The organism is Cellulosimicrobium cellulans (genome assembly GCF_016921195.1).
GTDB lineage: Bacteria > Actinomycetota > Actinomycetes > Actinomycetales > Cellulomonadaceae > Cellulosimicrobium > Cellulosimicrobium cellulans_F.
In genome coordinates this window covers 86,023-106,960 of the sequence record NZ_JAFGYF010000008.1, presented here as the reverse complement: position 1 = coordinate 106,960, position 20,938 = coordinate 86,023, and the positions used below count along the sequence as shown (strand labels likewise).

At 74.2% G+C, this 20,938-nt stretch carries 22 protein-coding genes; 16 read left to right on the top strand and 6 right to left on the bottom strand.

Going from position 1 to position 20,938, the window contains the following annotated elements:
- Positions 1–95 precede the first annotated feature (95 nt).
- The 7 genes from JN535_RS16035 to JN535_RS16005 all read left to right on the top strand — a co-directional run bounded on the left by JN535_RS16035 (position 96) and on the right by JN535_RS16005 (position 6,705).
- Complete coding sequence (locus JN535_RS16035) at positions 96–644, top strand: histidine kinase (protein ID WP_205206577.1); 549 nt, start codon at positions 96–98, stop codon at positions 642–644.
- Positions 645–717: 73 nt separating this feature from the next.
- Positions 718–1,560 (top strand): DUF4097 family beta strand repeat-containing protein, encoded by an 843-nt coding sequence (locus JN535_RS16030; protein ID WP_205206576.1) that lies wholly within the window; start codon positions 718–720, stop codon positions 1,558–1,560.
- A gap of 30 nt (positions 1,561–1,590) precedes the next feature.
- Positions 1,591–2,421, top strand: a complete 831-nt coding sequence (locus tag JN535_RS16025) for an ABC transporter ATP-binding protein (RefSeq protein WP_205206575.1) — start codon at positions 1,591–1,593, stop codon at positions 2,419–2,421.
- Positions 2,418–3,182 carry an ABC transporter permease gene (locus JN535_RS16020; RefSeq protein WP_205206574.1) on the top strand — a complete coding sequence of 255 codons (765 nt, stop codon included), beginning with the start codon at positions 2,418–2,420 and terminating at the stop codon, positions 3,180–3,182. Before JN535_RS16025 ends, JN535_RS16020 begins: the two co-directional genes overlap by 4 nt.
- A gap of 138 nt (positions 3,183–3,320) precedes the next feature.
- Complete coding sequence (locus JN535_RS16015; RefSeq protein ID WP_205206573.1) at positions 3,321–4,115, top strand: formate/nitrite transporter family protein; 795 nt, start codon at positions 3,321–3,323, stop codon at positions 4,113–4,115.
- A 137-nt stretch (positions 4,116–4,252) separates the two neighbouring features.
- On the top strand, positions 4,253–5,572 hold the full coding sequence (locus JN535_RS16010; protein ID WP_205206572.1) for an aspartate kinase: 1,320 nt from the start codon (positions 4,253–4,255) through the stop codon (positions 5,570–5,572).
- A 14-nt stretch (positions 5,573–5,586) separates the two neighbouring features.
- The gene (locus tag JN535_RS16005; protein WP_205206571.1) at positions 5,587–6,705 is read left to right on the top strand and encodes an aspartate-semialdehyde dehydrogenase; all 1,119 of its coding nucleotides are present in this window, start codon (positions 5,587–5,589) and stop codon (positions 6,703–6,705) included.
- 210 nt (positions 6,706–6,915) lie between these two features.
- Here the strand turns inward: JN535_RS16005 and JN535_RS16000 are convergent, their stop codons facing one another.
- Both JN535_RS16000 and JN535_RS15995 read right to left on the bottom strand, forming a co-directional pair.
- Positions 6,916–7,323 carry a VOC family protein gene (locus JN535_RS16000; protein WP_205206570.1) on the bottom strand — a complete coding sequence of 136 codons (408 nt, stop codon included), beginning with the start codon at positions 7,321–7,323 and terminating at the stop codon, positions 6,916–6,918.
- Between the two features lie 126 nt (positions 7,324–7,449).
- On the bottom strand, positions 7,450–8,124 hold the full coding sequence (locus JN535_RS15995) for a hypothetical protein (protein WP_205206569.1): 675 nt from the start codon (positions 8,122–8,124) through the stop codon (positions 7,450–7,452).
- 202 nt (positions 8,125–8,326) lie between these two features.
- On the opposite strand from JN535_RS15995, the gene JN535_RS15990 reads away from it, so the two are divergent.
- The 6 genes from JN535_RS15990 to JN535_RS15965 all read left to right on the top strand — a co-directional run bounded on the left by JN535_RS15990 (position 8,327) and on the right by JN535_RS15965 (position 13,272).
- Entirely contained in the window at positions 8,327–8,740 is a 414-nt protein-coding gene (locus tag JN535_RS15990) for a GntR family transcriptional regulator (RefSeq protein ID WP_205206568.1), read from the top strand.
- 5 nt (positions 8,741–8,745) lie between these two features.
- Complete coding sequence (locus JN535_RS15985) at positions 8,746–9,744, top strand: ATP-binding cassette domain-containing protein (RefSeq protein WP_205206567.1); 999 nt, start codon at positions 8,746–8,748, stop codon at positions 9,742–9,744.
- Positions 9,741–10,532 (top strand): hypothetical protein, encoded by a 792-nt coding sequence (locus tag JN535_RS15980; RefSeq protein WP_205206566.1) that lies wholly within the window; start codon positions 9,741–9,743, stop codon positions 10,530–10,532. The genes JN535_RS15985 and JN535_RS15980 overlap by 4 nt, the downstream gene beginning before the upstream one ends.
- A gap of 84 nt (positions 10,533–10,616) precedes the next feature.
- Positions 10,617–11,675, top strand: a complete 1,059-nt coding sequence (locus JN535_RS15975) for an ABC transporter ATP-binding protein (RefSeq protein WP_205206565.1) — start codon at positions 10,617–10,619, stop codon at positions 11,673–11,675.
- A complete protein-coding gene (locus JN535_RS15970) occupies positions 11,672–12,478 on the top strand; it encodes an ABC transporter permease (protein WP_205206564.1) in 807 nt (268 codons plus the stop codon). The genes JN535_RS15975 and JN535_RS15970 overlap by 4 nt, the downstream gene beginning before the upstream one ends.
- Positions 12,479–12,537: 59 nt before the next feature.
- Positions 12,538–13,272: a glutamine amidotransferase gene (locus JN535_RS15965; RefSeq protein WP_205206563.1), complete on the top strand. Its 735-nt coding sequence runs from the start codon at positions 12,538–12,540 to the stop codon at positions 13,270–13,272.
- Between the two features lie 95 nt (positions 13,273–13,367).
- On the opposite strand, the gene JN535_RS15960 is transcribed toward JN535_RS15965, so the two are convergent.
- Complete coding sequence (locus JN535_RS15960; RefSeq protein WP_205206562.1) at positions 13,368–14,303, bottom strand: sulfite exporter TauE/SafE family protein; 936 nt, start codon at positions 14,301–14,303, stop codon at positions 13,368–13,370.
- A 159-nt stretch (positions 14,304–14,462) separates the two neighbouring features.
- Positions 14,463–14,921 carry an RrF2 family transcriptional regulator gene (locus tag JN535_RS15955; RefSeq protein WP_205206561.1) on the bottom strand — a complete coding sequence of 153 codons (459 nt, stop codon included), beginning with the start codon at positions 14,919–14,921 and terminating at the stop codon, positions 14,463–14,465.
- Positions 14,922–15,035: 114 nt separating this feature from the next.
- Here JN535_RS15955 and JN535_RS15950 point away from each other — a divergent pair, with 114 nt between their 5' ends.
- A complete protein-coding gene (locus JN535_RS15950; RefSeq protein WP_307868821.1) occupies positions 15,036–15,836 on the top strand; it encodes an alpha/beta fold hydrolase in 801 nt (266 codons plus the stop codon).
- Positions 15,836–17,401: a SpoIIE family protein phosphatase gene (locus JN535_RS15945; RefSeq protein WP_205206560.1), complete on the top strand. Its 1,566-nt coding sequence runs from the start codon at positions 15,836–15,838 to the stop codon at positions 17,399–17,401. Before JN535_RS15950 ends, JN535_RS15945 begins: the two co-directional genes overlap by 1 nt.
- Here the strand turns inward: JN535_RS15945 and JN535_RS15940 are convergent.
- Entirely contained in the window at positions 17,375–17,872 is a 498-nt protein-coding gene (locus JN535_RS15940) for an NUDIX hydrolase (protein WP_205206559.1), read from the bottom strand. The genes JN535_RS15945 and JN535_RS15940 overlap by 27 nt on opposite strands.
- 375 nt (positions 17,873–18,247) lie before the next feature.
- On the opposite strand from JN535_RS15940, the gene JN535_RS15935 reads away from it, so the two are divergent.
- A complete protein-coding gene (locus JN535_RS15935; RefSeq protein WP_307868836.1) occupies positions 18,248–19,351 on the top strand; it encodes a 3-deoxy-7-phosphoheptulonate synthase in 1,104 nt (367 codons plus the stop codon).
- Between the two features lie 54 nt (positions 19,352–19,405).
- Here the strand turns inward: JN535_RS15935 and JN535_RS15930 are convergent, their stop codons facing one another.
- Positions 19,406–20,884 carry a DUF4232 domain-containing protein gene (locus tag JN535_RS15930; RefSeq protein WP_205206557.1) on the bottom strand — a complete coding sequence of 493 codons (1,479 nt, stop codon included), beginning with the start codon at positions 20,882–20,884 and terminating at the stop codon, positions 19,406–19,408.
- Positions 20,885–20,938: the final 54 nt, after the last annotated feature.

Below are 20,938 nucleotides of genomic sequence, written 5' to 3'. Positions count from 1 at the left end.
CCGCCGAGGCGGCACCACCCCTTGGTGTCATGTGGTGTCAATAATGTTGTCGCCAGGGGTTGCAGTGACACCACACGTGGTGCCATGATGGCGTCATGGACCTCACCCCGTATGTCGACGACCTCCAGAACCGCCTCGCCGCCGCCGCGGACGCCGCCGGGGACGACGGCCGTCGCCTCGCCGAGCGCCTGACCGCGCCGCTCGACGCGGCCGTGCGGCTCGTCCTGCTCGACGCGCTCTCGGCTGCGGCGGGCGAGATCTCCGCGGAGCTCGCCCCGGGGTCGGTCGACGTGCGGCTGCGGGGCGGCGCCCCGGAGTTCGTCGTCGCCGCCCCGGCTCTCGCTGCCACGGCGCCCGCCGAGCCCGCGTACGGCGTCGCCCCGGCGCCCGTCGCGCCGCCCGTCGCGCCGCTCGCCGGCGGGACGGCCGACGTCGAGTCCGGCGCCACGACCCGCACGACCCTGCGCCTGCCCGACCACCTCAAGACGCAGGCCGAGACCGCCGCCGCCCGCGACGGCGTCTCCGTCAACACCTGGCTCGTGCGCGCGGTCGCCGCGGCGCTCGAGCAGTCCACCGGACGCCCGGCCGCGCAGGCCCGTCCGCAGCAGCGCGGCTCCGCCCGCGTCACCGGCTGGGTGCGCTGACCGGCCCCGGTCCGCCGCCCGCCTCTCCCACCATCAGCTGACACCACACCGACACCACCGTTGGAGCTCCGTCATGCCCACTTTCCCCGCACCCCAGCCCGTCCCGGTCGTCGTGGACGTGCCCTTCGCCAACCTGCACGTCGTCGCGGGCGACCGTGACGACGTCGTCGTGACGGTCCTGCCGACGGACCCGTCGAAGTCCGGCAGCGTCCGTGCGGCCCAGGACGTCCGGGTCGATCGCGACGGGGACGCCGTCACCATCCTGTACCCCGGGTCGTGGAAGCAGTTCGTCCTGCCGTTCGCCGCCGGGACCGCCGACATCACCGTCGAGCTCCCCGCCGGCTCCGACCTGCGCGGCAAGGCGGGCACGCTCTACACCGAGGGCTCCCTCGGCGCCGTCGACATGACCCTCTCGGTCGCGGACGTCCGCCTCGAGGACGTCGAGCGGCTGGACCTCAAGGCGTCGGCCGGGTCGGTCGTCGTCGGCCGGGTCGCGGGCACCGCGGACGTCAAGGTCAGTGCCGGCTCGGTGCGCATCAGCGAGATCGCCGGCGACGGCACGATCAAGGCCAGCAACGGCGCGACGACGGTCGGCGTCGTCACGGGCACGCTCGCCGTGCAGGGCGCGCACGGTGAGATCGCCGTGAGCCGCGTGCTCGGGTCGCTCACCGCCAAGTCCGCGCACGGCGGCATCCGGGTCGACCGGCTCGAGTCCGGGAGCGTCACCCTCACCACGTCGTTCGGGTCGATCGAGGTGGGCGTGCCGGAGGGCACGGCCGCGTTCCTCGACGCGAGCTCCGAGCACGGCAGCGTGCGCAACCACCTCACGCCCACGGAGGGCCCCGTCGAGGACGAGGCCACCGCGGAGATCCACGCCAGCACCGGCTTCGGCGACGTCGTCGTCCGCCGGCCCTGAACCACACCTGAGAGAGACGGAGACCTGGACATGTCTGTCGACCAGCCCCTCGCGCCCGCGGTGCGGGTCCGAGGCATCGAGAAGTCGTTCGGCGACCTGCGTGTGCTGCGCGGGGTCGACCTGGACGTGACCCCGGGCAGCATCTTCGCGCTGCTGGGGTCCAACGGGGCGGGCAAGACGACCCTCGTGCGCATCCTGTCGACGTTGCTCGCGCCCGACGCGGGGACCGCGAGCATCCACGGCCACGACGTCGTCGAGCACCCCGGGCAGGTCCGGGAGTCGATCTCCCTGACCGGGCAGTTCGCCGCCGTCGACGAGGTCCTCACCGGACGGGAGAACCTCGTGCTCGTCGCCCGCCTGCGCCACCTGAAGAACCCCGGCCAGGTCGCGGACGACCTGCTCGCCCGCTTCTCGCTGACCGACGCGGGCTCGCGCCGGGCGGGGACGTACTCGGGCGGCATGCGCCGGCGCCTCGACATCGCGATGAGCCTGATCGGCGACCCGCCGGTCATCTTCCTGGACGAGCCCACCACCGGTCTGGACCCGCAGGCCCGGATCGAGGTCTGGGCCACGGTGCGCCAGCTCGCCCAGGGAGGCACGACCGTCCTGCTCACCACGCAGTACCTCGACGAGGCCGAGCAGCTCGCCGACCGGATCGCGATCCTGCACCGCGGCACCATCATCCAGAACGGCACGCTGGCCGAGCTCAAGGCGCTCCTGCCGCCCGCGCAGGTCGAGTACGTCGAGAAGCAGCCGTCCCTGGAGGACGTGTTCCTCACGCTCGTCGGCGAGACCGGCGAGGACTCCACGACCCCCGAGACCGCGGAGGGCGCCCAGCCCGCCGGAGAGGAGCTCCGATGACCACGCACGCCCTGGCCGACACCCGTGTCCTGACCGGTCGCTCGCTGCGCCACATCCTGCGCAGCCCGGACACGATCATCACGACCGCGGTCACGCCGATCGCGCTCATGCTGCTGTTCGTCTACGTCCTCGGCGGCGCGATCGACACCGGCGCCGCCGGGTCGTACATCGACTACATGCTGCCCGGCATCCTGCTCATCACCGTCGCCTCGGGCATCGCGTACACGTCGTACCGCCTCTTCCTCGACCTCCAGGGCGGCATCTTCGAGCGCTTCCAGTCGATGCCCGTCGCGCGGTCCAGCGTCCTGTGGGCGCACGTGCTCACGTCGCTCGTCGCGAACCTCGTCTCGGTGACGATCGTCGTCGGCGTCGCGCTCCTCATGGGGTTCCGCACCGACGCGTCGGCGGGTGCCTGGCTCGCCGTGCTGGGGATCCTCGTGCTGTTCACTCTCGCCCTGACGTGGCTCGCGGTGGTCGCCGGCCTCTCGGCCAAGACGGTCGACGGCGCGTCGGCCTTCAGCTACCCGCTGATCTTCCTCCCGTTCATCAGCTCCGCGTTCGTCCCGACGGATACCATGCCGGCCCCGGTCGCGTGGTTCGCGGAGAACCAGCCGGTCACCGCGATCGTCGACACGCTGCGCGCGCTGTTCGGCGCGCAGCCCGTCGGCTCCGACATCTGGGTCGCGCTCGCGTGGCTCGTCGGGATCCTCGCCGTCGCGTACGCGTGGGCCGTCGCGATCTACCGGCGCAAGATGCGCTGACCGCACGGTCTGCCGGGGAGGGGCCGCGGTGCGGTCCCTCCCCGGTCCAGCGCCCGCCGGCCCTCGGACCTTCGGTCCCTCGCGGTCGCGACCACGGGCCCTGGCCCCGGCGGCTTGGCGCCGGCGAGGATCGAGGTCGTGCAGACCCTCGCCCAGGCCTTGTCCACCCAGTCGGAGGCGGCCCGGAAGAAGGCCGGATCGGCGAGACGGCCGGCGCGCTACCTCGTCGCCGCGATGCTCGCGGGCGCGTACGTCGGCGTCGGCGTCGTGCTCATGGTCGCGACGGCCGGGCCCTTCCTCGCGGCGGGGTCGCCGGGGGAGCGGCTCGTCGCGGGCGGCGTGTTCGCCGCGGCGCTGACCCTCGTCGTCTTCGCGGGTGCCGAGCTCGTGACGTCCGCCATGATGATCCTCGCCCAGGGCGTCGCGACGGGCGCCGTCCGGGTGCGCGACGCCGTCCTCACCCTCGGCCTGAGCCTCGTCGGCAACCTCGCCGGCTCCATGCTCTTCGCGTTCGCCGTCACGAGGGCCGGGGTGCTCCGCTCCAACGCGGCTGCGGGGGAGATGGTCGCCGCCATGCTGCGTGCGAAGGCCCACGAGACCGGTGGTGAGCTCTTCTTCCGCGGCGTGCTGTGCAACCTCCTCGTGTGCGCCGCGATCTGGGCGTGCGGCCGCCTGCGCTCCGAGGCGGGCCGGGCGATCGTCCTGTTCTGGGCGGTCCTCGCGTTCATCGCCTCCGGCTTCGAGCACGTGGTCGCCAACATGACGACCTTCTCGCTCGGCCTCCTCGGAGGGCTCGGCCCGACGACGTGGGCCGACTTCGCCCGCAACCTCACCTGGGTGGGCCTCGGCAACCTCGTCGGCGGGGCCGCCGTCGTCGGGCTGGGCTACGTCGTCGTCGCCGGCCCCCGGGCGCGCGTGCTGCCCGACGCGTGACGCCCGTGCCGACGGTCCGGCCCGCATGGCGGGACGGGCTTGGCCGGACCGCGGGGCGCGTGCGTATCATCGATCGACCCACAAGCACCCGGCGGGCCGTTGAGAGAGACGGAGGCCGGCGACAGATGGAGCAGCACGTGGCACTTGTCGTGCAGAAGTACGGCGGTTCGTCGGTGTCGGACGCCGAGAGCATCAAGCGCGTGGCCAAGCGCATCGCGCAGACCAAGCGGGCCGGTCACGACGTCGTCGTCGTGGTCTCGGCGATGGGCGACACGACGGACGAGCTCATCGACCTCGCGCAGCAGGTCACCCCCCTCCCGCCGCAGCGCGAGATGGACATCCTCCTCACCGCGGGCGAGCGCATCTCGATGTCGCTGCTCGCCATGGCGATCAACAGCCTGGGCGTCAAGGCGAAGTCGTTCACGGGCCAGCAGGCGGGCGTCATCACCGACGCCGTGCACGGCAAGGCGCGCATCGTCGACGTCGTCCCGCACCGCATCCGGGAGACGATCGAGCGCGGCCAGGTCGCGATCGTCGCGGGCTTCCAGGGCGTCACGCAGTCGACGAACGACGTGACGACGCTCGGGCGCGGCGGGTCGGACACGACGGCCGTGGCGCTCGCGGCGGGTCTCGACGCCGACGTGTGCGAGATCTACACCGACGTGGACGGCATCTTCACGGCCGACCCGCGCATCGTGCCGAGCGCGCGCAAGATCGACCGCATCACGTACGAGGAGATGCTCGAGATGGCGGCGAGCGGGGCCAAGGTCCTCGCGCTGCGCTGCGTCGAGTACGGCCGCCGGTACGGCGTGCCGATCCACGTCCGTTCGTCGTTCAGCGGCAAGGAGGGCACGTTCGTCAGCGCGGACGCGTACTCCGCGCCCCCGCCCGCCGACGCCGCCCCCCGCTCCGCAGACCTTCCCGAGGAGACCGTCATGGAAGACCCGATCATCTCCGGCGTCGCGCACGACCGCAGCGAGGCCAAGATCACCGTCGTCGGGGTGCCCGACGTGCCCGGGACGGCCGCGCGCATCTTCGAGGTCGTCGCGGGCTCGGGCGTGAACATCGACATGATCGTGCAGAACGTCTCGGCCGCCCGGACGGGACTGACCGACATCTCGTTCTCGCTGCCCGAGGGCGACGGCCCGGCCGCGATGTCGGCGCTGTCCGCGCTCCAGGGCGAGATCGGGTTCGACTCGCTCCAGTTCGACGACCAGATCGGCAAGCTCTCGCTCGTCGGGGCGGGCATGAAGTCGCACCCGGGCGTCTCCGCGAAGCTCTTCGGTGCCCTGCGCGACGCGGGCATCAACATCGAGATGATCTCCACCTCGGAGATCCGCATCTCCGTCGTGACCCGCGAGGACTCGCTCGACGACGCGGTGCGCGCCGTGCACACCGCGTTCGAGCTCGACGCCGCCGACGGCGAGGCCGTCGTCTACGCCGGCACCGGCCGCTGAGAGGACGAGGAACCATGAGCACCGAGAACCGTCAGGGCCTGCACGTCGCCGTCGTCGGCGCGACCGGCCAGGTGGGCGCCGTCATGCGCCGCCTCCTCGACGAGCGGGACTTCCCGGTCGCGAGCATCCGCTACTTCGCGTCCGCGCGCTCGGCCGGGTCGACGCTCCCGTGGCGCGGGACGGACGTCGTCGTGGAGGACGTCGCGGCGACCTCGACCGACGACCTGCGCGGGATCGACGTCGCCCTGTTCTCCGCGGGCGGCGCGACCTCGAAGGCGCAGGCCGAGCGCTTCGCGGAGGCCGGTGCCGTCGTGATCGACAACTCGTCCGCGTGGCGCATGGACCCGGACGTCCCGCTCGTCGTGTCCGAGGTCAACCCCGCCGCGCTGCGCGAGGCGCGCAAGGGCATCATCGCCAATCCCAACTGCACGACCATGGCCGCGATGCCCGTGCTCAAGCCGCTCGCGGACGAGGCCGGGCTGGAGCGCCTGATCGTCGCGACGTACCAGGCCGTGTCCGGGGCCGGTCTCGCCGGCGCGGAGGAGCTGCGCGCCCAGGCCGTCGCGGGCGCGGCGGCCGAGGGAACGGGTGCCGGGCTCGTCGGGCTCGTGCACGACGGCGGCGCGGTCGCCCTGCCCGAGCACGCCGTCTTCCCGCGCAACGTCGCGTTCAATGTCGTCCCGCTCGCCGGGTCGATCGTCGACGACGGGCTCGAGGAGACGGACGAGGAGAAGAAGCTCCGCAACGAGTCGCGCAAGATCCTCGGCCTGCCGGAGCTCGCCGTCGCGGGCACGTGCGTACGCGTGCCGGTGTTCACCGGCCACTCGCTCGCGATCCACGCCGAGTTCGGCGCCGCGATCACGCCCGACCGCGCGCGCGAGATCCTGGCGTCCGCGCCGGGCGTCGCGCTCGCGGACGTCCCGAACCCGCTCGAGGCGGCGGGCCAGGACCCGTCGTTCGTCGGCCGCATCCGCACCGACCAGTCCGTCCCCGGCGGACGCGGCCTCGTGCTGTTCGTGTCGAACGACAACCTCCGCAAGGGCGCCGCGCTCAACGCGGTGCAGCTCGCCGAGCTCGTCGCGCAGGACCTCGACGCCGTCCGCGCGGCGTTCGCCCCGGCCCTCGCGAAGTAGTACCCCGGTCCGCCGAGGGAGAACTCTGGTACCACGAGGTAGAGCCCTGGTCATCGGCCAGGGCTCTACCTCGTGCTCGGACGTCTGACCGACGGCGGAGCGCCCTGCGTCGGGTCGGGCGGCGGTTCGTGCTCGACGGCTGAAGCTCCACCATGACGTGCAGACGCCGCCGGGGCCTCCCGCGGCGGCGTCGTGCCGATCTGCCGGGCCTCAGCCCTCGACCAGGCGTGACATGTTCTCGCCGTCGGCGAGGCCGACGATGTTGCCGGCAGGGTCCGTGAACCACGCACCGTCGCCGCCCTCCATGAACCCGCGCACGATGCCCTTCTCGTCCTGGTCGAACCCCTCGTAGCGCTCGAACGTCACGCCCTTCGCGGTGAGCTCGTCGACGGCCTGGTCCACGTCGTCGACGGTGAGGTGCATGACCGTGAAGGCGGCCGGCCGATGGTCCTCCTTCGGGTAGACGAACACGTCCGAGCCCCCGCCCAGGTGGAGCACCAGACCGCCCCCGTCGTCGAGTGCCGTGACGGGGAGCCCGAGGGTGCTCCCGTAGAAATCGCGCGCCGCGTCGAGGTCGTCCGCCGAGAAGCTGGAGAACCCGCGCCGAATGGTGACCATCGTCGTCTCACTCCTTCGTGACGCCGGCGGCCGGAGGGCGTGACCCGCCGCGGGACGCCGGATCCTCCCAGGGTCCCACCGGCAGGCCGCCGAGGGTACCGCCACGGGCAGGCGAACGGTCGACCGTCAGGAGGCCGCGCGGGTCGCGAGCGTCGGAGCGAGCAGCCACAGCGCGGCCGCGGCGAGCACGTGCCAGACGGCGTGCCCCTGGAGCGTCACGCCGACCGTCCCGTCCGCGTCGCACAGGGGCCAGCCCGGTCGCGTCGACGTCCCGATCCCACCGCCCACGGCGAGGAGGACGAGCGCGGCGACGGTGCGCCGTCGGACCGGGGGGCGCCGCCACGCGCGCAGGGCGCTCGCGCCCACGGCGACGGCGGCGACGACCACCTGCGCGGCGGCCGAGGCGGTGGGCCACGCCGCGGCGATCGGCACGCCCAGCAGGGTCGGGGCGAGCCACCACCAGGTCCGCAGCCGACGGCCCGCGAGGTCCGCGACGGCGTCGGCCGCGACGAGCGCGAGCGCGCCGAGCAGCGGCGGGTCGTGCACGACCGGGTTCCAGAGGGGTGATGGTCCGTGCTGGACCACGGACCCCGCGCCGATCAGGGCGACCATGATCCCGAAGGCGACGCGCAGGCGCGTGGTCGCTCCGGCGTCGGGCCGGGGCGTGCCCGACGACCTCCGGCGGGGGCGCAGCGCCGCCGCCACGACGCCCGCGCCGGCGACGACGAACGCGAGGCTCGTCCAGGCGCTCAGCGGCTCGGCCCAGGGCGTCCCGCCCGCGAGCTCGCACGCTCCCTCCACACCGCCTCCCGCGAGGTAGAGCCGTGGTCACTCCCCAGGGTGCCTCCTCGCACGACCGGGCCTCTACCTCGCGAGACCAAGGCTCTACCTCGACGTACCAGGGCTCTACCTCGCGCGACGGGGTTGTGGGATCGGCGGCATCTGTGGTTCATTAGTGGAGTAATGAACCAGATAACGCACGAGGCGGGAGAGGATGGGGCCCATGTTCGACGGACCGGAGCCCATCTACCTCCAGATCGCGCAGATGATCCGGGCGCAGGTGCTCGCGGGCGAGCTCGCGGAGGAGGAGCAGGTCATGTCGACGACGCAGTTCGCGACGACGTTCCGCATCAACCCGGCGACGGCCGCCAAGGCGTTCGCCGGCCTGGTCGACGAGGGCGTCCTCTACAAGCGCCGCGGGCTCGGCATGTTCGTCGCCCCGGGGGCGCGCGAGCAGCTCCTCGCGGACCACCGCGCCCGCTTCTTCGACGAGGTCCTCGCCCCCGCGCTCGCGCAGGCCGACATCCTCGACATCCCGACGGCCGAGATCGTGGACTACGTCCTCGGCCGGCCGCGACCCGCCGGCACGTCCGACGACCAGAGCACCGGCCCGACCACCGACCCCACCCCGAGGTGAGACCCGTGACCGCCCGGCCCGCCCGCCGTACAACCCCCGACCAGAACCCGTCCGCCCGGACCGCATCCGCAGCCCCGGAGCCCTTCGCCGCCGAGGTGCGCGACGTCGTCGTGCGCTACCCGCGCAGCGACGACGTCCCGGCGCTGGACGGCGCGACGCTCACGGTCCGCCCCGGCGTCATCACCGGCCTCCTCGGGCGCAACGGCGCGGGGAAGACGACGCTCGCAGCCCTGCTCGCGGCCTTCCGCCGCCCCACGGCGGGGACGGTGCGCGTCGGCCCCGCGGGCGAGCTCGAGGACCCGTTCGAGAACGTGTGGGCGACCATGCACACGCAGCTCGTCCGCGAGAGCGGCGACGTGTGGGAGGCGGACAAGGCACGCGACACGCTCGCGTACTACGCCGACCTGCGCCCGCACTGGGACGCCGAGCTCGCCGCGCGCCTGCTCGACGAGCTCGAGGTGGACGTCCGCAAGAAGCCGACCCAGATGTCGCGCGGCAAGCGGTCCGCGCTCGGGGCGGTCATCGGCCTGGCCTCGCGCGCACCCCTGACGATCTTCGACGAGGTCTACCTCGGCATGGACGCCCCGAGCCGTTACGCGTTCTACGACGCTCTCGTGGCCGACTACGCCGAGCACCCGCGCACGATCCTGCTGTCGAGCCACCTCATCACCGAGGTGGAGCGCCTCTTCGAGGACGTCGTCATCATCGACCGGGGGCGCGTCCTGCTCGCCGAGAACGCCGACGACGTCCGGGCCCGGGGCGTGAGCCTCACCGGCCCTGCCGAGGTGGTCGAGCGCCACGCGGCCGGTCGCGCGGTGCTCGCCCGCCAGCGGCTCGGCGGCACGGCGCAGGTGACGCTCTTCGGCGCGTTCGCCGACGACGAGCGCGCCGCCGCCGTGGAGGCCGGGCTCGAGGTCGGCGCCGTCCCCGTGCAGGACCTGTTCGTCCACCTGACGCGCAACGGGCGCTCGGGTTCCGAGGCCGAGACGGAGACGGCGCGATGACCACCACGACCCACCGCAGCGCCGAGCGCCGCGCCCTCGAGTCCGCCGCCCACCGGCGCGGCGTCAGGGCGGTCGCCGGGTACTTCATCGGTGGCACCTGGTACGTCGGGGTGGGGTTCTGGGCCATCGCGCTCGCCGTCGGGGCGTTCGTGCTCTGGATCATGGAGCGCAACGACGACGTGAGCATCGAGGCGGTCGGAGGAGTTGCCGGCTCGGCGAAGTTCTTCCTGTTCGTGATGGGCATCATCCTGCCCCTCATGACGATCGCCGTGCACGTCGCGTCGGGTGGCACGCGCCGCTCGTACACGCACGGGCTGTGGATCGGCGCGGCCGTGTCGGGGATGACGTTCGGCGTCGCGACGGCGCTCGTGAAGTGGGGCGAGTGGGCGCTGTTCCGCCGCTCCGGGTGGTCGACCGAGCCGGAGCTCGCGCAGCTCTACGTCGACGGCTCGCAGGTGGGCCTGGCGATGCTCGTCGAGGGGCTCTTCTGCGTCGTGTACTACCTGGCCGGGATGGTCATCGCCGCCGGCTTCTACGGGTTCGGGTTCCTGCGCGGGGTGCTCCTCGTGCTCGCGTCGCTCGTCCCCGTGGTGGTCAGCGAGATCTTCCTGCGGTCCGGGTTCTTCGGCCACGCGCTCGCGCGCGTCGTCGGTCTCGACGGCACCCCCGTCGCGCTCGCCGTCCTCGGCGGGGCGCTCGGGGTCGTGCTCGCCGCTCTGCTCCTGCGCGTCGTCCTGCGGGGCGTCGCGATCCAACCGGTCGAGTTCGCCGCCAGCGCGAGCGCCTGACCAGCCCGGAGCGCCCGCACCGAAGCCCTCCCGGGCGGCGCGTCGCGCCGTCCGTGGGTGGCGCACACCCTCCAGGAGGCCACCATGAGCACCGCCGCCCCACCGCCCACCGGCGCCGCGATCGTCGCGTCGTCCGCCCCGACCGGCGCCTCGTCGGCCAGCACGTCCCCGGTCGTCGAGGTCCGGAACCTGCGCAAGACCTACCCGGGGCCCCGTGGCTCTGACGCCCGCAAGGTCGCCGTCGAGGACGTCAGCTTCACCGTCGCGCCGGGCGAGATCTTCGGCATCCTCGGCCCGAACGGTGCCGGCAAGACGACGACGGTCGAGTGCCTCGCCGGCCTGCGCGAGGCGGACGGCGGCGTGGTCCGCGTCCTCGGGGTCGACCCGCAGGCCGACCCGGCCGCGGTGCGCGACGCCGTCGGCGTCCAGCTCCAGGAGGCCGCGCTCCACGACAGGATCACGGTCGAGGAGGCGCTGCGCCTCTTCGCGTCGTTCTACGAGGCGCCGTCGGACGTCGAGGAGCTGCTCGACCTCCTCGACCTGACCGAGCACCGGCGCGTCGCGTTCGGCAAGCTCTCGGGCGGGCAGAAGCAGCGCCTGTCGATCGCGCTCGCGCTCGTGGGCGACCCGCGCGTCGCGGTCCTCGACGAGCTGACCACCGGGCTCGACCCGGCCGCCCGCCGGGCGACCTGGGCCCTCGTCGAGCGCGTGCGGGACCGTGGCGTGACGATCCTGCTCGTCACGCACTTCATGGAGGAGGCGGAGCGCCTGTGCGACCGGCTCGTCGTCATCGACGGCGGCCGCGTGGTCGCGCAGGGCACGCCCGCGGAGCTCATCGACTCCGTCGACACGTCGCGCACGGTCCGCCTGCGCGTGCCCCCGGCCAGCCACGACCTGGCGCTCCACACCCTCGCCGGCCTCGCCGACGTCGAGCACGTGGAGGTGGACGGGCGCGAGATCGAGGTGACCGGGACGCGCCGGGTGCTGCTCGCCGTCGTGCTCGCGCTCGCCGAGCAGGAGGTCGTGCCCGACGACGTCCGGACCGTCACGCGGACGCTCGAGGACGTGTTCGTCGCCGTGACCGGCCGGACCTACGACCACGCCGCGGACTCCGCGGCCCCGCACGAGGGAGGCGCACGATGACCGCCGCGACCACGACTTTGACCCGCGTCCCCACCGCCCGCTCGGGGTGGCGGGGCTTCGGGACGCTCCTGAGGACCGAGACCCGCCTGTTCCTGCGCGACGGCACGGCCGTGTTCTTCGCGCTCGTGTTCCCCACGGTCCTGCTCGTCGGCGTCGGGCTCGCGATCCCGGGCATGCGGGAACCGATCACCGGGGCGGGCGCGCCCTGGGACGGCCTGACGGCGATCGCGACCTACGTCCCGATCGTCCTCGCCGCCGCGGTCGCGACGCCCGCGCTGACGACGATGCCCGTGACCTTCGCGACCGCCCGTGAGAAGGGGCTGCTCCGCCGGCTGTCGACGACCCCGATGCGCCCGCAGGGCGTCGTCGTCGCCCACCTGCTCATCAACCTCGGCGCGATCGCCGTGTCCTCCGCGCTCGCGCTCGTCGTGGGTCAGGTCGTGTTCGGCCTCGCCGCGCCCGTCAGCCCGCTGACGGTCGTGCTGGCCTTCGTCCTCACCGTCCTGTCCATGCTCTCGCTCGGCATGGTCGTCGCGGCGGTCGCCGCCAAGGGCAGCACCGCGTCGGCGATCGGGAACCTCGTCTACTTCCCGATGCTCTTCCTCTCGGGCATGTGGACGCCCGGCCCGATCATGCCCGACGTCGTGCGGGACATCGGCCAGTTCTCCCCGCTCGGGGCCGCCGCCCAGGCGATGTCGGCGGGCTGGTTCGAGACGGAGGTCCCGACGCTCCAGCTCGTCGTGATGGCCGCCTGGACCGCCGTGCTCCTCCCGCTCGCCGTGAGGCTCTTCCGCTGGAGCTGAGCCCCAGTCCACCCGCCCACCGCGGGTGTGGCCGCGGAGGCGCACCTAGCGTGGCGCGCATGAGGCCGTTCCTGCTGCTCGCGTCGCGGGCGGAGGACCCCGCCGCGGACGGCGAGCACGACGCCGTGCTCCGGTACTCCGGGCTCGGCACGGACGCGCTCCACCGCGTCCGGATGGAGGCAGGACCGCTGCCGGCGATCGACCTCGACGCGTACTCCGGGGTGATCGTCGGCGGCAGCCCGTTCGACTCGTCGCTGCCCGAGGCGGACAAGTCCCCGGTGCAGCGCCGCGTCGAACGGGAGCTCGCTCCGCTCCTCGACGAGATCGTCGAGCGCGACGTCCCGTTCCTCGGCGCGTGCTACGGCGTCGGGACGCTCGGCCTGCACGAGGGCGCCGTCCTCGACGACACCTACGCCGAGCCCATCTCGGCCGTGACGATCCGGCTCACGGCCGAGGGCCGCGCCGACCCGCTGCTCGCCGACCTGCCCGACGCGTTCGAGGCGTACGTCGGGCACAAGGAGGCGGTGCGGGAGCTGCCGCCGCACGCGGTGCTGCTCGCGACGTCGGACGCGTGCCCGGTCCAGATGTTCCGGGTCAAGGAGAACCTCTACGCCACGCAGTTCCACCCCGAGCTGGACCTGGACGGGATCCTCACGCGCATCGGCGTCTACCGCGACTACGGGTACTTCCCGCCCGAGACCGCGGGCGAGGTCGAGGCGACCGTCCGCCGAGGCGCCGTCCGGCACCCGCACCGCATCCTCGCGGCGTTCGTCCGCCGCTACGCGCGCGCCTGACGAGCATGCGGTCGTCGCCGGCCGACCATGCGGATACCGCCCGTCCTGACCCGACGACGGGCAGCAACCGCATGCTCGCGCGCGGGTGAGGGGGGTCAGGGGGCGGCGGGTTGTGGGTCGGGGGCGGCGGGGGCGGATACGGGCGCGGGCTCCGTGGGCTCGAGCGCGACGGCGCGGCGGTGGGCCCGGACGGACCAGGCGACGGCGGCGGCCCACACGACGGCGACCAGTCCGAGCACGACGCCCTGGACGGCGCCGCTCGCGTCGACCCAGTCGGAGCGCAGCAGGGTGCGGACGTTGGTGAGGACGATGACGCCGCCGACCGCCGAGCCGAGGATCCGCGGCGGCAGGAGCCGCACGAGCCAGGCCGCGATGGGGGCCGCGACCAGGCCGCCGAGCAGCAGCGCGCCCACCCACAGCAGGTCGATGCCCTGCGAGCCGAGCGAGACGAGGAAGCCGAGCGACGCGGCGACCGCGACGAGGAACTCGCTCGTGTCGATCGAGCCGATGACCTTGCGCGGCTCGATGCGTCCCGAGGCGAGCAGCGCCGGCGTCCCGACGGGCCCCCACCCGCCGCCGCCCGTGGCGTCGACGAAGCCCGCGACCAGGCCGAGCGGGGCGAGGAACCGCTTGCGCAGGGGCAGGCCCTGGCGACCCTTCGGCAGCCCGACGAACGTGAACCGCGTCAGCACGTACACGCCGAGCCCCAGGAGCAGCAGCGACATCACCGGGGCGGCGACCTCGGTCGACAGGTTCGACAGGAAAGTCGCTCCCGCGAACGCCCCGATCGCGCCCGGCACCCCGATGCGCACGACGACCTTCCAGTCCACGTTCCCGAACCGCCAGTGCGCCGCACCCGACGCGAGCGTCGTCCCGATCTCCGCCAGGTGGATCGTCGCCGACGCCGCCGCGGGGTTCGTCCCGATCGCGAGCAGGAGCGTCGTCGACGTCACGCCGTACGCCATGCCGAGGCTGCCGTCGACGAGCTGCGCACCGAGGCCGACGAGGGCCAGCAGGATGAGGGTCCGCACCGCGTCTCCTTGCTCGGGTGGCCGGGTCGGCCCCGACGTGTCCTGACAAGGTTGACCGAACGAGTCCAGTATGTGAAGCGCCGACCACATCGTGGGCCAGTGTTAACGGGCTCCGAGGCGGCAGGTCGAGCTTCACAGCCCGACCGCGGCCTCAGCGGGTCAGGGGTTCTCCCAGGCGTCGGCGCGGGCGGCGAGGGCGTGGACGTCGTCGGGGAGGTCGCGGCGCACGACGTCGTCGATCGTGACGCGGTCGAGCACGTCGCGGACGCTCGCGCGGAGGGCGACCCAGACCTCGAGGAGCGCGGCCGCGGAGCCCTCGTACTCGAGGCTCGGCGGGCGCTCGTCGCGCACGGTCACGAGCGGTCCGTCGACCGCGCGGAAGACGTCGGCGAGGGTGACCTCGGACGCGGGTCGGGCAAGACGGTGACCACCGGCGCGACCACGGACGCTGGCGACGATGCCCGCCCGGCGCAGGTCGCCGAGGATGCGCTCGAGGAAGCTCACGGGCAGGCCCTGGCCCGCCGCGAGGTCCTCCGCCCGCACGGGGTCGCCGTGGGGGGACGCCGCGAGCTCGGCGCACGCCCGCACGGCATAGTCAGCCTTCGCCGAGACACGCATGAGGACATTGTGCCGTGCGCGGGGTGGTCGATCGCCGTGCCGGGCCCCGGCGGGAGCGATCTCACCCGCGCCGGTCCTGCTCACCCGTTCGGGTTCCCCTCTACGCTGTGACCCGTGGACGTGCGCGAACGCAACAACGTGCGTGTCGCGGGACCGTCGGGCGGACCGACGATGGTCTTCGCGCACGGCTTCGGTTGCGACCAGTCGATGTGGCGCTTCGTCGCGCCCGTGTTCGCGACGGACCACCGGGTCGTGCTCTTCGACCACTCGGGGTGCGGCGCCTCCCACCCGGCCTCGTGGGACCCCGCGCGGCACGCGGAGCTCGCGGGGTACGTCGCGGACATGATCGAGGTCGTGGAGGACGTCGCCGACGAGCCCGTGATCCTTGTGGGCCACTCGGTGAGCGCGGTGATCGCGCTCCTCGCCGCGGCGGACCGGCCCGACCTCGTCGACCGCCTGGTGCTCGTCGGGCCGAGCCCCCGGTACATCGACGACGAGGGGTACCGCGGCGGGTTCTCCGCCGAGGAGATCGACGAGCTCCTCGAGACGATGGACGCGAACTACCTGGGCTGGACGCAGGCGATGGCGCCGGTGATCGTGGGCAACCCCGACCGCCCGGCGCTGGGCGACGAGCTCGCGGAGGTCTTCCGCCGGAACGACCCGGCGATCGCCCGCCAGTTCGCGCGCGTGACGTTCCTCGGCGACAACCGGTCGGACCTGGCGCGCGTGCGCACCCCGAGCCTCGTCGTGCAGAGCAGGGAGGACGTGATCGCCCCGCCGACGGTGGGTCGGTACGTGCACGAGCACCTCCCGGGGAGCGAGCTCGTCGTCATCGACTCGGTCGGGCACTGTCCCAACCTCTCGCACCCGACGCTCCTCGTGGAAGCGATGCGCGACTGGCTCGGTGGCGCCTGATGGTGATGTCACGGGGCGAGCGCTGGGTGCTCGCGCCGGTCGCGCTCCTGCTCCTCGACGCGGAGGCGCGCGTCCTCGACGCGAACGACGAGTTCCTGCGGCTCCTCGACGTGCCCGACGTGGAGGCCGTCGCGGGGCGGCGGCTCGCGGACCTGCTCACGGTGGGGGGCCGCATCTACTGGGAGACCCACCTGGGCCCGCGCCTGCACATCGAGGGCCGGGTCGACGAGGTCGCCGTCGAGCTGCGCACGCCGCGGGGCCGAGAGCCGGTGCTGCTCACCGCGATCGGGCGCGAGGCCCGGGGCGAGCGCCTCGTCGAGGTCGCGATGCTGGGCGCACGCGAGCGGTCCCGCTTCGAGCAGGAGCTCGTGGGCGCCCGGCGCGCGGCCGAGGAGGCCGAGCGCCGCGTCCGGCTGCTGCACGGCATCGCGGCGGACCTCGCGAGCGTCGCCGGTCTCGACGGCGTCGCGTGGGTCCTGCTCCGGGCCGCGGTGACGATGCTCGGCGCGGGCGACGCCGCGCTGTGGACGCCCCAGGAGCGGGGTCCGCTCCGGCGCTGGGGCGGTGCGGCGGGGGTGACGGCCCCCACGGTCGACGAGCTGGCCGAGGCGGGCGTGCGCGCGGACGGGACCGTCGTCGTCCCGCTGCGCACGGCCGGGGCGCTGCTCGGCGTCCTCGCACTGGAGCCCCGCCGGGCGGCGGGCTCGGAACCGGTCGACCTCGGTACGGCCGCCGCGGCCGGGCAGCTCGCGGCGCTCGCGCTGGCCCGGGCGACGACGCACGAGCAGAGCGTGTCGGTCGCGAGCGAGCTGCAGGGCGCGATGCTCTCGGACGGGATCGTCGCCGACCCCCACGTGGAGATCGCGGCCTGCTACCGCCCAGGCGTGCACGACCTCCAGGTCGGCGGCGACTGGTACGACACCTTCCGCGTCGCCCCGGACGTCGTCGCGCTCTCGGTCGGTGACGTGGTGGGGCGCGGGCTCAAGGCCGCGACCGCGATGGGGCAGCTCCGGACGGCGGTCCGCGCGGCGTCGGACACGGGCCTGCCACCGGAGGAGGTGGTGGAGCGGCTCGACCGCTTCGTCGACCGGACGGGGACGGGCTTCATGGCGAGCCTCGTCTACGGGGAGCTCGAGCTGCGCGAGGGGGTGCTGCGCTACACGTGCGCCGGTCACCTCCCGCCGCTGCTCGTGCGCGCGGACGGGTCGGCGGGCTACCTGTGGGAGGCACGGTCCACCCCGCTGGGCGTCCGGGGCACGACGCCGCGCGTCGCCGACGCCGTCACGCTCGCCCCGGGCGACCTGCTGCTCCTCTTCACCGACGGGGTCGTCGAGCGGCGTGACCGCCCGCTCGCGCTCGCGCTCGACGAGCTCGCGGAGATCGTCACGAACGCGCTGGAAGCCGGGCTGGACGGCACGGAGCTTCTGGAGGCCGTCGTCGCGCGCGCACCGGAGGACGACGACGCGTGCCTGCTCGCCGTGCGCTGGCTCGGCCCGGAGGCGTCGGGCGCGTCCGGGACGGAGACGTCGCGCGTGGCCTCAGCGGACGAAGAAGGGGCCGGCTGAGGGGTCGGCGAGCCGGCCCAGCGCGTGACCGAGGCGCTCGACGGTGGAGGGCGCGAGGTCGTCGGGCAGGTCGTCCGGGTCGAACCACGCGACCGCGAGCGACTCGTCGTCGGCGACGTGCGCTGCCGCCGCAGCAGCGGGGGACACGGGCCGGCACAGGAACGCGAGGTCGAGGTACTGCGAGCGGTCGCCGTTGGGGTACTGCATCGGCTCGGTGACCGTCACCGCGACGAGCGTGTCCACGGCGACCTCGACCCCCGTCTCCTCGCGCACCTCGCGCACGAGCCCGACCGCCGGGTCCTCGCCGCGCTCGAGGATCCCGCTGATCACGGCCCACTGCCCGGTGTCGGCGCGCTGCCCGAGCAGGAGGCGGCCGTCGTCGTCCACCACGACCGCCGACACCCCCGGCATCCACAGCAGGTCGGTCCCGACGCGGGAGCGGAGCGCGGCGACGAACTCGGGGATCGGCATGCCCCGAGCCTAGGCCGTCCGACCGGCACGTGAGACGCTCCGTCCGGCGCGCGGAGCCCCTGTGCTACGGTCGCCTCGTGACTTCTCAGTGGTATTGGCGCTTTACGCAGGCTCCCGGTGGGGCCGTGCGGGCGTTCGCCTGACCACAGATCACCACCCGGAGCCAGCACAGGGCCTTGGACGCGGACCGCGTCCGGGCCTTTCGTCGTGAGACGGGCCGCTCCGGGACCACGGGCGGCAGCAGGCCGGTGGAGCGCCGCTGGGCACCCCGACTCACGGCGGTCCCAGAACCCCCGCCGCACAGACCAGGAGCCTCCCGTGACCAGCACGACCACCCCGACCGAAGCCGCGGCGTCCGACGCGTCGACCGACCGCGTGACGAGTACCGTCGACCCCGTGGACAGCCCCGAGCTCCAGGCCCGCACGAGCGACCTGCGGGTCCGCGCGCTCGACGCGCTCCCCGCCCCGCGCACGATGCTCGCCGACCTGCCGCTCGGCGCGACGCGCAGCGACCTCGTGACGACGTCGCGCCGCGAGGTCCGCGACGTCCTCGCGGGCGACGACGACCGTCTCCTCGTCATCGTCGGCCCGTGCTCGGTGCACGACCCCGAGGCCGCGCTCGAGTACGCGGGCCGCCTCGCCGCCGTCGCGCACGAGCTGGCGGACGACCTCATGATCGTCATGCGCGTGTACTTCGAGAAGCCGCGCACCACGGTGGGCTGGAAGGGCCTCATCAACGACCCGCACCTCGACGGGTCGCACGACGTGCACCACGGCCTGCGCCTCGCGCGCGAGGTGCTGCTCGGCGTGCTCGACGCCGGCGTCCCGGCCGCGTGCGAGTTCCTCGAGCCGACGAGCCCGCAGTACATCGCCGACGCGGTCTCGTGGGGCGCGATCGGCGCGCGCAACGCCGAGTCGCAGGTGCACCGCCAGCTCGCGTCCGGGCTGTCGATGCCCGTCGGGTTCAAGAACGCGACGGACGGCGACGTGCAGATCGCGGTCGACGGCTGCATCACCGCGGCGAGCGAGCACACGTTCTTCGGCATGGACTCGCTCGGGCGCGCCGCGGCGGTCGAGACGGCGGGCAACCCCGACTGCCACGTCATCCTGCGCGGCGGACGCTCGGGCCCCAACTACGGGGCCGACGACGTCGCCGCGGCGCTCGCGGTCGCGCGCGCCTCGGGCCGGGGCGGGGTCACCGCGCACGGGCTGGTCGTGGACGCCTCGCACGGCAACTCGGGCAAGAGCCACGTGCGCCAGGCGGAGGTCGTGCGCGAGGTCTCCGCACGCCTGGCCGAGGGCGAGCAGGGCATCACGGGCCTCATGATGGAGAGCTTCCTCGTGGCCGGCGCCCAGAAGCCCGCGCCGAGCGGCCTCGTGTACGGGCAGTCGGTCACCGACGCGTGCATCGACTGGGACACGACGGCCGACCTCCTGCAGGAGCTCGCGGCGGCGGTCCGCGCCCGGCGCACGCTCTGACCGGTGCCGGGGGACCCGGCCGACGTGTTCATCGCGACGTCCCGGTGACAGGCGTCAGCTCGCGAGCTCCCGCGCGGGCGCCCACGACCCGATCGTCGCGGTCCCGCCGCCGAGCAGGTCGAGCCCGTCCCCGACGCCGGGGATCCCCGCGAGCCCGACGACGGACTCGGGGTCGCCCGGGTGCGGGGCAACGAGCAGCGTCGTGACGAGCGGCGGGTCGTCGGCCGTCGACCCGCCGCGCCACGAGAGCGCTGCCCAGGCGGTGGCGCCCGGCGCGAGCGTGAGCGGCGCGAGGCCGTCGTCGTCCGGCTCGAGGAGCACGTCCGTCTCCGAGCCGTCGTCGGCGACGAAGCGGACCGCGGGTGCACCCGCGAGGACGCACTCCGCGGTGCCGTCGTTGCGGGCCGTGACGGTGAGGAACCGGCGCCCCGCCGCGGCGTCGAACCCCAGGGCACCGAGGGAGAGGTCGGTGGGCGCGCACGCGCCCGCGGGGCGAGCCGCGTCCGTCGGGGCGACCCCCGCGACGAACCCGGAGCGGGTCGCGGAGGCGCCGCCGTCCGTCGAGCCGTGGACCTGGTAGGGGAGCGCGGGGCCGGGGTACGCCGCGCCGTCGAGCACGCGCGCGACCGCAGCCGCGTCGCCCGAGGTGATCACCGTGAGCAGGGGGTCCTGCGGGAAGGTGTCGCGGACGGCGTCGTGCACGACCTGCGTCACGCCGGGTTCCGCGGCGACGTCGGCCAGGAGCGTGAGCAGGGCGTCGTCGGGGACGGTCAGCCCGTCGCCGTCGTAGGTACCGACGCCCGAGCCGTCCACCCCGAGGCTCGTCAGGCCGCGGCCCTCGGCCCGTACCAGCGCGGCGACGGGCACGAGGTCGTCGGCCGAGCGGACGTCGACCGAGGCGGCGCCCGGGGCCAGGAACACGCGCCGCACGGGGTCGTGGGCGACGAGGCGCACGGCGTCGGCGACGGCGTCGGCCCCGAGGAGGTCCGGGCGCGGCTCCCCGGTGGCCGGGTCGACGCCGGGGACGGTGGCCGCTCCCGGGCCGTGCTCGACGGCGAGCGTCCCGCCGCCGGCGCCCGTGCCCTCGACCCGGAGCGACCACGTGCCGCCGCCGGGCACGGCCGCGACGATCGCGCTCGCGTCCATGGCGGTGCGCTGCGCGACCTCGGGGTCCGGGAGCGGGGTCACGAGCGTGATCTCGGCCGACGTGCCCACCCGGCCGTTCGTCTGCACGTCCTCGACGCCCGGCAGGGCGAGCAGGAGCGCGATCATGTCCTCCGCCCCCTGCTCCGGATCCCCGGGCCCGGGCGACGTCGCCGTCGACCCGTCCGACGGTGACGACGGGAACGCGGCTGGGCTGTCGGCCACGGCGACGTCGAGGACCGCGGGGGCGAGGAGCGCGGCGACGACCGCGAGGCTCACGCCGACGACCGACGCGACGACGGCGACCGTGCCCCGCGGGACCCGGCGTGCGCTCGCGGGTCGAGGTTCGTCGGTGCCGTCCGCCGTCGATGCGGTGCGCTCGTCGTCCACGGCCGAGACGCTACCCACGCGGACGCCCCGACGTGGCCGCACCGACGCGGTCTG

Excerpts from the sequence above, each read along its gene's own strand:
- JN535_RS15965 (WP_205206563.1), top strand. The coding sequence starts at position 12,538 with ATGAGGCCGTTCCTGCTGCTCGCGTCGCGGGCGGAGGACCCCGCCGCG.
- JN535_RS16035 (WP_205206577.1), top strand. The coding sequence starts at position 96 with ATGGACCTCACCCCGTATGTCGACGACCTCCAGAACCGCCTCGCCGCC.
- JN535_RS15990 (WP_205206568.1), top strand. The coding sequence starts at position 8,327 with ATGTTCGACGGACCGGAGCCCATCTACCTCCAGATCGCGCAGATGATC.
- JN535_RS15940 (WP_205206559.1), bottom strand. The coding sequence starts at position 17,872 with ATGCCGATCCCCGAGTTCGTCGCCGCGCTCCGCTCCCGCGTCGGGACC.
- JN535_RS15970 (WP_205206564.1), top strand. The coding sequence starts at position 11,672 with ATGACCGCCGCGACCACGACTTTGACCCGCGTCCCCACCGCCCGCTCG.
- JN535_RS15945 (WP_205206560.1), top strand. The coding sequence starts at position 15,836 with ATGGTGATGTCACGGGGCGAGCGCTGGGTGCTCGCGCCGGTCGCGCTC.
- JN535_RS16025 (WP_205206575.1), top strand. The coding sequence starts at position 1,591 with ATGTCTGTCGACCAGCCCCTCGCGCCCGCGGTGCGGGTCCGAGGCATC.
- JN535_RS16030 (WP_205206576.1), top strand. The coding sequence starts at position 718 with ATGCCCACTTTCCCCGCACCCCAGCCCGTCCCGGTCGTCGTGGACGTG.
- JN535_RS15975 (WP_205206565.1), top strand. The coding sequence starts at position 10,617 with ATGAGCACCGCCGCCCCACCGCCCACCGGCGCCGCGATCGTCGCGTCG.
- JN535_RS15980 (WP_205206566.1), top strand. The coding sequence starts at position 9,741 with ATGACCACCACGACCCACCGCAGCGCCGAGCGCCGCGCCCTCGAGTCC.
- JN535_RS16020 (WP_205206574.1), top strand. The coding sequence starts at position 2,418 with ATGACCACGCACGCCCTGGCCGACACCCGTGTCCTGACCGGTCGCTCG.
- JN535_RS16005 (WP_205206571.1), top strand. The coding sequence starts at position 5,587 with ATGAGCACCGAGAACCGTCAGGGCCTGCACGTCGCCGTCGTCGGCGCG.
- JN535_RS16000 (WP_205206570.1), bottom strand. The coding sequence starts at position 7,323 with ATGGTCACCATTCGGCGCGGGTTCTCCAGCTTCTCGGCGGACGACCTC.
- JN535_RS15955 (WP_205206561.1), bottom strand. The coding sequence starts at position 14,921 with ATGCGTGTCTCGGCGAAGGCTGACTATGCCGTGCGGGCGTGCGCCGAG.